The sequence below is a fragment of the Ruegeria sp. AH3 genome, assembly GCF_056536265.1.
The window spans coordinates 120,135-133,015 of the sequence record NZ_JBQFJL010000003.1 but is presented as its reverse complement, the minus strand read 5'-3'; the positions used below and the strand labels follow the sequence as shown (position 1 = coordinate 133,015).

The window sequence follows — 12,881 nt, the reverse complement described above, 5'->3', positions numbered from 1 at the left end:
TGTCGCGATTCAACGATGCGTTTTGGAGAGTAGACCATGAAATACCGCAGTGCTTTGCCGCAATTGAACGGTACACAGATGATCACTGATGGCGGACTTGAGACGACCCTGATCTTTCACGAAGGCATCGATTTGCCTTTGTTCGCTGCCTTTACTGCGCTCGACACCGATAAAGGTGTGGCGACGATGGACGCCTATATGGAACGTCACGCACGGATCGCCCTTGCCGAGCAGCGTGGATTTCTAATGGACACGCCAACCTGGCGTGCCAGTGCCCGATGGGCGGCTGAACTTGGTGTATCGCATGACGAACTTCGCGCAGTGCATCGTGAAGCCGTTTGCGCGCTCAGGGCCTTGCGGGAACGGCTAGAGCAACCTGAAACGAGCCCATTCGTCATAAACGGGGTAATCGGCCCGCAAGATGATGGATACGCGCCCGCACGCCTGCTGACCGAGGATCAGGCGGAAGCCTACCACGGCGTTCAGATCGGCTGGTTCTATGAGTTTGGGGCGGACATGGTGTCTGCCATAACCGTGACCTACTCCGAAGAGGCCATCGGCATCGCCCGAGCGGCCAAGGCGAAGGCCATGCCGCTTGCAATCGCCTTTACGGTGGAAACCGACGGCAAACTTCCCTCCGGTGAGACGTTGAAGGATGCCATCGCGCGGGTTGATGCTGCCACGGACGCGGCACCGGCCTACTACATGATTAATTGTGCGCATCCGGATCACTTCGCGCACGTCCTTCACGGGGATTGGACGGCGCGCATCAGGGGAATCCGGGCGAACGCTTCGCGCCTGAGCCATGAAGAGCTCGACTCAGCTGATACGCTTGATGATGGAGACCCAATTGAACTTGGTGCGCTCTATGCGGGCCTCGACGTCCTATTGCCCAACTTGACGGTAGTCGGTGGCTGCTGTGGCACTGACCATCGGCATATCGCGGCCATCTGCGAAGCGCTTGGCACATCGGATCACGCAAATCGCAGTCAAAATCGCATCGAAGGAAAGAAACATGCCAGCTGATACGACCTTTACGACCTCTTGGGCGTTGCCCCCGTGTCGGCGCGGTGGCTTATCGTCGGCCATTCTTCAAGTACGCAAAGCGCTGCGAGCGCGTTGGCGTCAACGTCAGATGGGATCCTTGGTCGACTATCTGGATGATCACCTGCGGTCTGACATCGGGTTGCCGCCGCAAGGTCGGCGGGAAATGCCCAACCTAGAATTTCCGCGGCTCTGAAGATCTCGCGTGAATCAAGAACGACCGACCGGTGCAGAAACCGGACGGCGCCACAGGCGTTACGTGCGCCCATTTCCAACCTCAACCGCTATTTAAAAGGAGACTAAAATGAAACCGAACAACCTTCTGATCGCCACAGCGATCGCCCTTGCGCCCGGGTTTGCAAATGCCGAGATGCTGTCGGCCTTTGACGTGGCAGAGGACCACACACGCATCTTCATGGCGGCCCAGCCCGTCCATGAAAACGGAATGCCCGCTCATGGCAATGCCTTTGTCAGCCAAGGTTACATCTACCCGGAAGGCACGCTTGCCGATGGGACGGTAGGCGTTCTCGAGGACGGCAGCCCAGCATTCCCGGATCTCGTTCTTGGCACATGGACTTGTGATGGGTACTTCGTCGGCGAAGGTGGGAATGCCACCACCGGTGTCTGGATCATCAGCCGTCAGACCTTTGCGTTCGACGACGGCGCAACGGTCGTCACCCAAGGCACCGAAATTGCAGATATCGGTCAGCCCAACCTGCGTCCGGTGACCGGGACAACCGGCGACTATGCGGGAATTGATGGTGGCCTGATCCAAACGACGCTGGGCTTCACCGATTTCTGGGGACTGAGTGCAACATATGCGTTCGAACAGCCTGTTGAGGCTGCGGCTGGCGCACAAGACGCAGCTTACGAAAAAGGAGACGAGCGACCGTTGCCCATCGACGAGCATGACCACCTGGAGTGGGATTCCGGTGTGCCGGTAGGACCAATCTCTGAAGCGCACTTTGCCCCGTCAACATAAACTTCGATCAGTTGGCGAGCCACTTACTGGCTCGCCCCTATCTCTCCTTTGAGGCTTAGAAATGAATATCCAGACACCTCCTCCTATTCGCCAGGCAGAACCTTCGGACGCTGAAAGCATGGCCAAGCTGATCAATCTTGCGGGTGAAGGCATCCCGAACTGGCTCTGGACCCGCGCCTGTGTCGAAGGGCAAACGCCCCTCGAGATCGGCATCGAACGAGCCAAGCGCAAGATCGGTGGGTTTTCCTACACGAATGCGTTGATCGCTGAGCCACATGGATATCCTGTTGGCATGGTGTTGAGCTACGCAATTACCGAAGTGCCAGCGGATAATCCTGATGATCTACCGGCACCGATAGCACCATTTGTTGCACTCGAAAAGCAGTCGGAGAACACATGGTTCATCAACGCCTTGGCCGTATTCGCCGAAGGACGGGACCAAGGCATTGGTACGCGATTGTTGGCGGCAGCCGAAGATCAGGGGCGCGCAAACGGATTCGAAAAGATGAGTATTCAGGTCTATGCGCAGAACACCGGAGCAGTGCGGCTTTATGAACGGCTAGGGTACGATCGCGTTGCAAGTGAACCCGTGCGTCTGCATCCAAGTCCGCCCTACTACACAGGCAATGTACTTCTGTTGATGAAATCCCTCACAGTCCACGTTGCGTGAAGCAGCAACGTTCCGAAGGAAACAACAATGACGTCCTATTGGTTCGTTCTTTCTGCGGCCGGTGCCAGCTTCACTTTGGGCAGCGTACTGCTCAAACAGTTTGCTGACACGGGTGCCGGTTTTGTCCTGCTGATCGCCATTGTCGTACTTGGGCTTGGCAATTTGGCCTATTTTCGACTGCTAGCGCACGGGCTTGGGCAAGGTGCAGTCATGTCCAACATGAGTCAGGTCATCGCGCTTTCTGTACTTGGCGTGCTTCTTTTTGGCGAGCGCCTTGGGTTGCCGCAATTGGCTGGATTGGGGCTGGCCATCGTCAGCATCTGGCTCTTTTCCCAACCGTGTTGAATTTTTGTGAGGTATCAAAAGTGAACAATCGACCTCAATCCCTCTTGGTATTTGCCGCGCTTGCTGGCGGCCTGTTTATTGCAGTTCTGGCTTCAGCATCTAGCGAAGAGACTCAGACTGCTATTTCCCTTCCCTCGCCGTTGACGGACCTAGACTTTCTTTATGACGGTGCGCCCGAGCCACCCCTCGTGGAGCTCGGACGCAACCTCTTTTTTGATCCGATCCTGTCGGGCAATCGCAACATATCATGTGGTACCTGCCATGATCCCGCGCTCGGATCGGGCGACGGCTTGGCACTTGGCATCGGAGAAGGTGGCTCAGGAGCAGGACCAAAGCGCGTGGCCGTTGACCCGGTCACTGGGCGGGTGCCCCGCAACGCGCAGCCGCTTTGGAACATAGGCGCGCGAAGCTATGTCTCGCTGTTTCACGACGGGCGTGTGGAAGCGTTGAACCCAGCCGATCCCACAGGCACCATCCGTAATCCCGCAGGGTCGGATTTACCCAAGGACCTATCCGGCCCCTTGGCGGCACAGGCATTCTTCCCCGTGACTTCCCCGATTGAAATGGCCGGGCAGTACGGCGAGAACCAGATCGCCAACGCCGCCCATCACGAAGATAGGCCACAGATCTGGGAAAACCTAGCGCAGAGGGTTGCGAATGTTGCTGAGTACCTAGAGATGATCCGCGCTGCATTTCCCGAGATCACGGGTGCCGAGGATGTTGATTATTCTCATATCGCAGAAGCACTGGCGGCGTTCCAAACGACTGCGTTCCGATCTGATGAAAGCCCTTTCGATACGGTTTTGCGAACTGGGAATTTGTCGCTGCTAACGCCGGATGCGCAAGCTGGTCTTAGACTTTTCTACGGCGCTGCAGGTTGCGCAAACTGCCATAGCGGCCCGTTACTGACCGATCATCGGTTCCATGCCATCGCCGTCCCGCAAATCGGACCGGGCAAAGGGCATGGAGGAGATATGACCTATCTGCAAAAGACCGGTTTACCGGGCCGGACAGAAGATGAAGGCAGGTTCCGAGTGACTGGTGATCCCGCAGATCTGTTTGCCTTTCGGACGCCATCCTTGCGCAATGTGTTTTTGACCGGACCGTGGGGCCACAGCGGCGCGTTTGCTTCGCTTGAAGACATGGTGCGGCACCATATTGATCCCAAGGAAAGCTTTGCCGACTTCGATCCCATGGATGTGTCTCTGCCAAATCTTGACCACGTGCAGCGCCTTGTTTCTCGCGGTTCGGCGCTTGAATTCGGACCACTGGAAGATACACGCCGTGATGCTTTCGATCTGCGGGACGGATGGGTGATGAGTTCACCCGCATTGCGCGACCGCATTGTCGCGGCAAATTCGTTGGATCCTGTTGTCTTGAACGATGAAGAAGTCCGCCAGCTTGTCGCGTTCCTTCATAGCCTTACCGATCCAACTGTCCTGAACCGAGGTGAGATGGTCCCGACCGATCTGCCGTCCGGTTTGCAACCGCAACCACGAGCCCAAATTCACCCAACTCGTCACTGAGGCGTTGCGAGATTCTGAGCGGCACATTCCATTCGTCGGTGCCGCTCTGCTTTTGGCTCCGCTCAAAAAACCATTAATCGCAGTTCGCGATCCAATGCCGAATGACAGATAAGTCAGCGTTGCGGTCATTCCCTAAGTCCGTCTCGAACGGCTGCTTCGAGTTCAGAGTGGTCAAAATTTTCTGCTATGGTGTGCCCGACGTCTGAAACTTTAGGTATCGGGACAATTGTATGATTTAGTCCCGACAACAAATTACCAATGAAGGTTTTCGATGGCACGCAGGCTTGCAGCAATTCTCGCCGCTGATATGGTCGGATACTCGCGGTTAATGGCAGCCGACGAACCGGGGACAGTCGAACAACTGAGAATCCGCCGTCGGCTGTATTTCGAACCCGAAATAAGTCGCTTTAGTGGTGAAATTGTCAAACTTACAGGTGATGGTCTACTTGTGATTTTCGACAGTGTCGTGAACGCGGTAGAAGCCGCAGTGGCCATACAAAACTCCCTGACTACAGCGAACGCGGACGTGCCTATTAAAAGTAGAATTGACTTTCGAATTGGTCTTCACGTCGGCGACGTGATCCTTGGCGAGGATGATATCTATGGCGACGGGATAAATGTCGCCTCTCGACTGGAAGCTCTCGCAGAACCAGGTGGCGTAATAGTGTCCGACGACGTATATCGCCACGCGCGGGGAAAGACTGATCTTTCATTTGTTGACTTAGGCGAACTGGAATTGAAGAACATTCCCGAAGCTTTGCGCTGTTACAAGATCAGTCCGTTTGACAAAGCTGAATCCACTCTGTCGCTAACGGGGAAGTTTTCTTCCGACAAACCTTCGATCGCAGTGCTGCCATTTCAGAATATGTCAGCAGACCCGGAGCAGGAGTATTTTTGCGATGGTGTCGGCGAGGACGTAATTACCGAGCTTTCCAGGTTTCCCGAACTATTCGTGATCGCGCGAAACTCATCTTTTTCGTTTAAGAATAAAACGATAACTCATAACGATATCGCGCGCGAACTTTCGGTCCGCTACATGTTGGAGGGAAGCCTCCGACGTGCTGCGAACCGTGTGCGCATCACAGCTCAGTTAATCGAGTGCGAGACAGGCACACACATTTGGGCAGAACGCTACGACCGTAGCGTTGAAGATATATTTGAATTGCAGGATGAGATCACCAGCAGCGTGGTTGGCGCTATTGCACCGCAAATAACTCAGGCCGAGCTCGAACGGGCCAGTAGAGAGCGAAACATTCAGTTCAGTTCCTACGATCTTGCGCTTAGAGCAATGGCGCTTTTCCATGAAGGCGGTTTTTCGAGTAACGAGGGATACGAAGCTGTTGTGACCACGGCACAGCGAGCCCTGGATATTGACCCTCGCAATGCGCTGGCGCATTGGATTCAGGCTTACGCACACACGATGCGCTATCTCTTTCAGGTCGATGAGAAACCTGAAGACATGCTGAAACTGGCTCAAAAAGCTGCCGATGCTTTGTTCCAGCGCGATCGATTGGATCCTCGCGCCCTTACAATTCGGGGCATGATCAGGCATTTCCAGCAGGCCTATGATGAGGCGACCGCGGATTTTCAACGTGCGTTCGAACTCAATCCGAATTTCGCGCTGAACATTTTTTTTATGGCCTGGCACGAGTCTCTTGTTGGGCGTACCGATGAAGCAAAAATGCATGCAAAGCTAGCGCTGCGCCTGTCCCCGAGAGACGCAGATGTCTGGGTCGGCGATGCATATCTTGCTTTGGCTCAATCTCATTTCGCAGAAGGAGATTTCGAAAAGGTTCAGGAGTGGGGCAAACTTGCTGTACAATTCACCCCGCGAGCTCCAATTCGGCGGGCTTTGCTAATTGCCAGTGCGGCCCATCTTGGTCGGCCAGATGATGGAATTGTCCATGCCGAGGCATTGGCCAGTTTCGCACCAACTTTTTTGGACAGTATCGTTTCTGGGCGCCTCTCTCTTTACCGCCAACCCAAGCACAATGCCCTTCTGATTGATGGGATTGTGAAGTCGGGTTGCAACCTTACTTAGATTCCGCGTTGGTCGGCGGATAATTCTTGAGTGACCGCTTCTTGTTTCTTTACAGAACCAGAGGTTACCCCGCGCAGCCAATGGCTGCTCTGTCCGCATCCTGTGGTTCGCAGACGTCGAGATTTTGCATTTGCAGCGAATGGCAGGTTCCACGGGCCGCGCCGCAGCAGGTCGACCAGTTGGTGAATGTCCGGAATGGGCCGTTTTCGCCCGACCTGAAGGTGAATTGTCGATTAGGCATTGGTTTCAGGTCAGCTTCTGACTCCAATGCGGGGGTCGAGTTCATTTGCATACGAGCGGGGTTAACTGTTGATCTGTAAACCCTTACTTTTGTTCTTGTAGCCATTAATCCGCTCTTGGGTTTCGGTGGCTTCGCGCTTGAGCCAATCTACGAAACGGCGCAATTGGGGACGCTGCAACGTTTGCTCTCGCAGGTGAATCCGAAATGGGTTTGGCGCTGAAAGCCCTTTTTCAACAGGATAGGGAAGCACCAAGGACCCTTCTTCCAGATCGTTCTCTATCAAAGAAGCGCCGCAAAGGAGAAAGCCCACATCTTCTCTCACTGCTTCAAGGGCCATCTCCGCTCGCTTGTAATACGGTCCTCGGTCAGCACCAGTACGCCGCATTCCGAAAGTCTGAAACCATTCACGAAATCCTGGCCTGTCTTCTTTACTTCTGTGCTCTTCCAAATGAAGTAGCGGCATCCCTTCCATTTCGTGCTCGGTGTCGTAATCAGCTATTCTGCGTAAGTTGTCTGGGCTGCATACAGGGACGAGATAGTCAAAAAAGAGCGGCTCCCCTTTTTCACGTCCGCCGTATTCAACGCGGATATCTGGCGCCCCCAGCCGCATCGGAACGTCCCCCGCTCCGTTGATGCAAAAAAGAATGTTTGGATGGTCTTCTCTAAATTTCGGTAACCGAGGTGCCAGCCACAATTCGGACCAATCCGGGTCGGCAACGATGTGAATTTCGCTAACACGCTGAAAATCGAGCGCAGTTGATACGCGTTCAAGTGCCGAAAATGCAGTACGAAGATCCGTCAGTGCCCCTGACAGTTCGGGTGTTGGGTGTAAACCCGACCGACCACGGACCAAAAGGTCTGTTCCAAGGTAGTCTTCCAGTGCCCGGATCCTTTGACCAACCGCAGCTGGGGTGATCCCCAATTCGCTGGCGGCTGCTTTGAGCGAACCAGTTCGAAGGGCTACTTCGATAGCTTGAAGAGACTTGAGGTGCGTAGACATAGAAGTTTGATAAAGATTTTCTTTCGACGGCGCAAATTTCTGCACTACTACGCCGGTTTTTCTTTAGTTCAGCAAAGAAAATTTGGTTCGGAATCTTGAAGCCTGAGTGCCACAATCTCTGTACACGGTAAAACGGAGGTGGAGAAATGTTGAAGAGATTTGTAATCGAACGGGACATTCCTGGCATTGGAGATTTTTCGTTGACCGAGCTTTGCGCCGCGTCGCGTGCTTCAAATAAAGCACTTGTCGACGTCGGCCCGTCAATTCAATGGCAACATTCCTATGTTGCCGGAGACAAAACATTTTGCATCTATCTGGCTGAAAGCGAAGCCGAGATTCAGAAGCATTCAGAGTTGTCGGGGATTCCGGTGGGGAAGATAACCGAGGTTCACCAAATCATCGACCCGCTTACCGCGAACAACTGATGCACATGGCACGCGCACGGTGACCAGCCCTAGTTGGTCACCGCGCGCGAATTACCGATCTTCTTTTAGTAAAAGTAGCGTAGCGCAATCATAGTCCCGATTTGGTTGAGCAATGGTGAATTTGTATCAGCCTTGGTTTCGCAAATCTTGCGAATGGCGGAAAACCGGTTAGGACAAAAAGCGCTGCGAAGAGCCACATCAAATGCATAAAAATCATCGAACCGGTGACCACACGCCTTATTCAATCCAGTAGTTGACCAAAGCGGCTTCTGCAAATTCACCAAGCTCAGGATGGTCGCTGAAATAGTTCAAAAAACTCAACACGGCCTCATTCTGTGCAGGCGTCAATTGGTTGAACTTGGACTTCCTGAACTCATGCAGCAGTTCTTTCGATGTGCCGGGGTCGAGTGCAAGTAGGATGCTTTCACTGGCATATTCCGGACTGTCTGAATTTCGCAGAGCCCAAAGCAGATATGCAGGCAAATAGTACTGAAATGCCTTGGCGCTGAAGGCAGTGGGGGCAGCGTAACCGTAAACGATCATTTGATCGGTCATCTCATGCCATTTGACCCCGCCGTAGAATTCAAGAATATCCACGTCATCCATACATTCGGGGTGAAGAAGTTCATCATCAGCAGGTGGATCAAGGCCGTCAAATGCAGCAATGATCTGGGTCGCAAGATCTTCCGTTGTTGTCGTTACCTTTGGCATGGTGCCACATTAAACTGGCTGAAACCCCGAAATCGAGTGTATCAGCAACAATTCGGATTCGAGTGATTGCGATGGATAACGGACAAAAGCTCTTCCAGGACGTCAGTCATGAATTCCACGACAATTCCATTTATGCCCTAAAATTGATTTCGCCTGACCCAGACAACGATGACTGGGTGAGTGAGCTAAAACTCGACATTGATCATATTGAGGAATGGATCAGGCAGGACAATGGGCAATTCAGTTTCTCCGTTTCCCAGGTCAATCTGTGTTTCGAGGGCGTTTCCGATCTGTCCGTTTCCTTTTCGTTTCCGAAATCGACCGTTACACCGCTGCCAATCGACCGGATTACCCGGTCCAAAGAACCAGTTCGGATCCATGGAATGGACTATTCCGAATTTGCCTGGACCATCGAACTGAATGACCGCCGCGGCGGTCGCATTTGCTTCCACGCCACCGGGTATCGCTTTGAAAGGGTCGGGGAACCCGTCATCTGCGAAGAACAATATATACCCAAACACCTGCGCCCACCGCAATGAATTCAAACTTTTTTTGGTCACCACTGCAATTTACAACGTAGCAGACCATCTGCGATCTTGCCGAGGATCTGGATTAAGTACTTGGGTATGTTTTTCAGTGCCGCTTGTGCCTGTCAGCCTTTCGCTTATCAGGTTTTGAAGAAAGAAAGCTACTCGGTGACCGATTGTCCGCCGTCACAGTGGCGGCGACTTCATTCTGCGCATAGCAAAATTAAGCAGTAGCCACACCTTCCGGGGATTGCGCCTCCTGTTGCAACCACTCTCGAACAACACGGACAGCTCGCCGCCGTCCCGCGCGCTGGTTGGTGGCGAGGTAATATCCACCAAAGGGAATTTCTACGACGTTAAGGCTCACCAACGCACCTGTCTCAACTTCTGTTTGACAAAGGTGCTTGTCCATCAGAACCGCCCCCAGGCCGGCGACGGCTGACTGGATTGACAGGAGTGCTCCTAATGGGTGAGGCAGATCAAGAGTTGGAACTTCTTTCAAACCAGATTTCGAGAACCATTCTGGCCAAAGACGGAATGTTGCCTCTTCAATCAATGGGCCGGTTGCCAGAACTTTAAGGTCGGCCTCAGAACCTTTAATTGGCGCAAAGTTTGGCGCGGCAAAAGCTCTGACCAGAGATGGGAACAACAGGTCGTACCTTTCGTCTGGGGGGGTGCGCAGATATCTTAGGCCCAGATCGAAATCGTGCGCCTCAATATCCATGACCTCTGTTGTGATCGATAGACGTAAGTCTATCTCTGGATGCGCGGCTTTCAGACGTGGTAGCCGTGGAACCAACCATTTTTGCGCGACGGCGCTCTCTGTCGTCATGGTAACAACACCTTTGGGCGCGGAAGTCAGAGCGTCAGTTGCGATGGCAATTTGGTCAAGTGCAGGTGTGATCTGTCCCAAGTAAATTTGTCCCTGTTCGGTAAGGGCAACACCAGACTTTTGCGTCCGAAACAAATGCACGTTAAGCCGCTTTTCCAACCCGCGAATGTGACGGGAAATTGCGGAGTGCGATACGTTCAATTCCTCCGCTGCACGGGTAAAGCTACCCAACCTCCCGGCGGCCTCAAAGGCACGCAACGGATTTAGGGGAGGTAAGTTTCTTGGCATGATTGATTGTGACTTTTTGGAACAATAAATGTCAAGAAACGGCGTTTGTGGGATGCCAAGCTTTCTATGAGAGTAGGTGCATGACTAATAAAGGAGAGATCCATGAAGTACGCCTATACTCGTGATTTTGTATCACATCGTGAAGTCCCGGCCTCAGGAGTCAAAAGTGTGTACGCCTTGTGCGAAAAAGTCAAAGCGTCGCTCCGTTCGCTGTTTGCAAAGCGAATAGACCCAACCAGAATGAGCAGGGTTGAACGGCAAGATTCAGGAATCTCAGACGCCGAGATTGATTGGCATAACGCCTTACGCGGACCTTTGATTAAGTGAGTCAGACAGGCAAACCAGCTTTATGCAGACCGGTTGCCAGAACTTCGAAATCGTCTCGATGCCGCCACATAGATTCATAACCACGCGCAAGAGTGGAGAGATTATCTTTGGGCACTTCGATGCCTCGACTCCTAAATTCGTCATGGCGCTCCGCGATAAATTCCTGCAATGCAGCCGAAGCCTCGGATTGCCGGCCAAGATGCGCGTAAGATGCTGCCACGAATGCCGCAGCTAACGAGTTGAGCCGTGCCTCTCCCATCAAAAAGCCGATTGCTTCCTCGTAGTTTCCGCAGAAGAACTCTATCTGCCCCATGATCCAATCGATCGAAGGGGGATGCAACGGATCTAATCGCATCGCTTGCGACACGACCTCTCTCGCCTTTTCGTGTCTCCCCAGCAACAGAAAAGCATAACCGCACCACGCCATGGACTCCGCTTCGTTTTCGATCTGCGATAACGTCTTTTCGAACTGTGCATTTGCTTCGTCCCAAAGGCCTGCGCAAAGATAAGCAAAACCCAGTTGGTCTTGAATGTAGACGTCCCGGTTGTCCAGTGCAGCACCCTTGCGAGCGATATGCAGGATGTGATCGGAAGCGTCAGAGCCCGCCAATCCTAACCAAAGATCGATAACATAGGTGTCTGAGAGGTACATGTAAGACCGAGCAATGGACGGATCGAGCGCAATGGCCCGTTCCAGCAAAGCTCGTGCTTTAGCCGTATCCCTGGCATTTAGGCCATCTCGAAGAGCTTTGCTTCGAAGCATCAGCTCGTAGGCCTTCATCTCATCTGCTGGTTTTTGCGATGATCGGTCGGCAACGTTGTGTTGAACACGTCCCGGAAGGACCGCAACGATGTTGCGGGCCACCTCGTCCTGAACGGACAGGATGTCTTCCAACTCGCGATCATATCGTTCTGACCATAGCTGCGAGCCCGTACTTGCTTCCGCGAGCTGTACGGAAATTCTTACCCGACTACCGGCCTTTCGAACGCTGCCTGTTACGAGATAATCAGCTCCCAATTCTGCTGCGATCTCTGCCGGATCGGTTTCCTGTGTTTTGAAACGGAAAGATGCGTTTCTGGAGACAACCTGGAGAGTACGAAATCGAGACAACCCGGTGATAATGTCTTCCGCGATGCCATCGCTGAAGAATGCCTGCTCCGGGTCGTCACTTAAACTGTGCAGTGGTAAGACTGCGATGGTGGCTTTGCGGGGTGTAGCTGCTGGCTTCGCGTCAGGCTGTGCTTGCTCCGCCCCTCCAATGCGCCAGGCCCTAACAGGCTCAGCGATGTTCTTGATGATATGTGTGCCTGCATCCTCCCACACGACCGAAATGCGGTTGCCAACCACGCGATAGACAGCGTCCGAGACGAGCACACCTCCCGGCGGGGCAAGTTGCTCTAAACGCGAAGCAAGGTTAACACCGGAGCCAAAGACATCATCCTCTTGCTTGAGGATGTCACCAAGATTGATGCCAATGCGGAAAAGTAACGGGTCTGGCTCTTCCAAGGGTGATTGTTGCCATTCAACGGCGCAAGAAACCGCGTCTGAAGCACTAGTGAAGCTGGCCAAAAGGCCATCACCCATTAGTTTGACAATCCGCCCGTGGTGACGATTGATCAGTGGTGCAACTGTACCATCTATGTGAGCGGTTAACGCCGCAAGCGTGCCGGCTTCGTCTCGCTCCATTCGACGAGTATAGCCGACCATATCGGCGACCAGAATTGCCGCAAGCTGTCGCTCCAAAGTTGCCTCCCTTACTCTGCATAACGACCAGCGTGGTATTAGGCCATCGGTAACTGAATGGTCACATCTATTGATCGGAAGAATTGCGCTCGTTGAGAGCGCTCGTCCGGCACCGGCGTACACAAACGCAGCGAATGACCGGAATGCGGGCTGCGACCGTAGAATTTGAAATGTGTGC

13 protein-coding genes are annotated in these 12,881 nt (G+C 53.3%); 9 read left to right on the top strand and 4 right to left on the bottom strand.

Translation table 11 applies throughout. The features are described from left to right. Positions 1 to 36 precede the first annotated feature (36 nt). From ACR3EM_RS22000 to ACR3EM_RS21975, 6 genes are all read left to right on the top strand, one after another. Complete coding sequence (locus ACR3EM_RS22000; protein ID WP_480473177.1) at positions 37 to 1,026, top strand: homocysteine S-methyltransferase family protein; 990 nt, start codon at positions 37 to 39, stop codon at positions 1,024 to 1,026. Between the two features lie 322 nt (positions 1,027 to 1,348). Beyond that, complete coding sequence (locus ACR3EM_RS21995; protein WP_480473175.1) at positions 1,349 to 2,026, top strand: hypothetical protein; 678 nt, start codon at positions 1,349 to 1,351, stop codon at positions 2,024 to 2,026. A gap of 61 nt (positions 2,027 to 2,087) precedes the next feature. Next, entirely contained in the window at positions 2,088 to 2,696 is a 609-nt protein-coding gene (locus tag ACR3EM_RS21990; RefSeq protein WP_480473173.1) for a GNAT family N-acetyltransferase, read from the top strand. A 27-nt stretch (positions 2,697 to 2,723) separates the two neighbouring features. After that, entirely contained in the window at positions 2,724 to 3,041 is a 318-nt protein-coding gene (locus tag ACR3EM_RS21985) for a hypothetical protein (protein ID WP_480473171.1), read from the top strand. Positions 3,042 to 3,181: 140 nt separating this feature from the next. Continuing rightward, positions 3,182 to 4,567: a cytochrome-c peroxidase gene (locus tag ACR3EM_RS21980; protein ID WP_480473169.1), complete on the top strand. Its 1,386-nt coding sequence runs from the start codon at positions 3,182 to 3,184 to the stop codon at positions 4,565 to 4,567. Positions 4,568 to 4,838: 271 nt separating this feature from the next. Beyond that, positions 4,839 to 6,608, top strand: coding sequence for an adenylate/guanylate cyclase domain-containing protein (locus tag ACR3EM_RS21975; RefSeq protein WP_480473167.1), 1,770 nt, complete (start codon positions 4,839 to 4,841; stop codon positions 6,606 to 6,608). A gap of 302 nt (positions 6,609 to 6,910) precedes the next feature. Here the strand turns inward: ACR3EM_RS21975 and ACR3EM_RS21970 are convergent, their stop codons facing one another. Further along, positions 6,911 to 7,894: a LysR substrate-binding domain-containing protein gene (locus ACR3EM_RS21970; RefSeq protein ID WP_480473165.1), complete on the bottom strand. Its 984-nt coding sequence runs from the start codon at positions 7,892 to 7,894 to the stop codon at positions 6,911 to 6,913. Between the two features lie 101 nt (positions 7,895 to 7,995). Here ACR3EM_RS21970 and ACR3EM_RS21965 point away from each other — a divergent pair, with 101 nt between their 5' ends. After that, complete coding sequence (locus ACR3EM_RS21965; protein ID WP_480473163.1) at positions 7,996 to 8,274, top strand: DUF4242 domain-containing protein; 279 nt, start codon at positions 7,996 to 7,998, stop codon at positions 8,272 to 8,274. Positions 8,275 to 8,511: 237 nt separating this feature from the next. Here ACR3EM_RS21965 and ACR3EM_RS21960 read toward each other — a convergent pair whose 3' ends face one another. Next, positions 8,512 to 8,985, bottom strand: a complete 474-nt coding sequence (locus ACR3EM_RS21960; RefSeq protein ID WP_480473161.1) for a DUF6714 family protein — start codon at positions 8,983 to 8,985, stop codon at positions 8,512 to 8,514. A gap of 71 nt (positions 8,986 to 9,056) precedes the next feature. On the opposite strand from ACR3EM_RS21960, the gene ACR3EM_RS21955 reads away from it, so the two are divergent. After that, positions 9,057 to 9,524, top strand: a complete 468-nt coding sequence (locus tag ACR3EM_RS21955; protein ID WP_480473159.1) for a hypothetical protein — start codon at positions 9,057 to 9,059, stop codon at positions 9,522 to 9,524. Positions 9,525 to 9,735: 211 nt separating this feature from the next. Here the strand turns inward: ACR3EM_RS21955 and ACR3EM_RS21950 are convergent, their stop codons facing one another. Continuing rightward, positions 9,736 to 10,632 carry a LysR substrate-binding domain-containing protein gene (locus tag ACR3EM_RS21950; protein WP_480473157.1) on the bottom strand — a complete coding sequence of 299 codons (897 nt, stop codon included), beginning with the start codon at positions 10,630 to 10,632 and terminating at the stop codon, positions 9,736 to 9,738. Between the two features lie 102 nt (positions 10,633 to 10,734). On the opposite strand from ACR3EM_RS21950, the gene ACR3EM_RS21945 reads away from it, so the two are divergent. Continuing rightward, positions 10,735 to 10,959: a hypothetical protein gene (locus ACR3EM_RS21945; protein WP_480473155.1), complete on the top strand. Its 225-nt coding sequence runs from the start codon at positions 10,735 to 10,737 to the stop codon at positions 10,957 to 10,959. A gap of 1 nt (position 10,960) precedes the next feature. Here the strand turns inward: ACR3EM_RS21945 and ACR3EM_RS21940 are convergent, their stop codons facing one another. After that, positions 10,961 to 12,703, bottom strand: a complete 1,743-nt coding sequence (locus ACR3EM_RS21940) for an adenylate/guanylate cyclase domain-containing protein (RefSeq protein ID WP_480473153.1) — start codon at positions 12,701 to 12,703, stop codon at positions 10,961 to 10,963. Positions 12,704 to 12,881 lie beyond the last annotated feature (178 nt).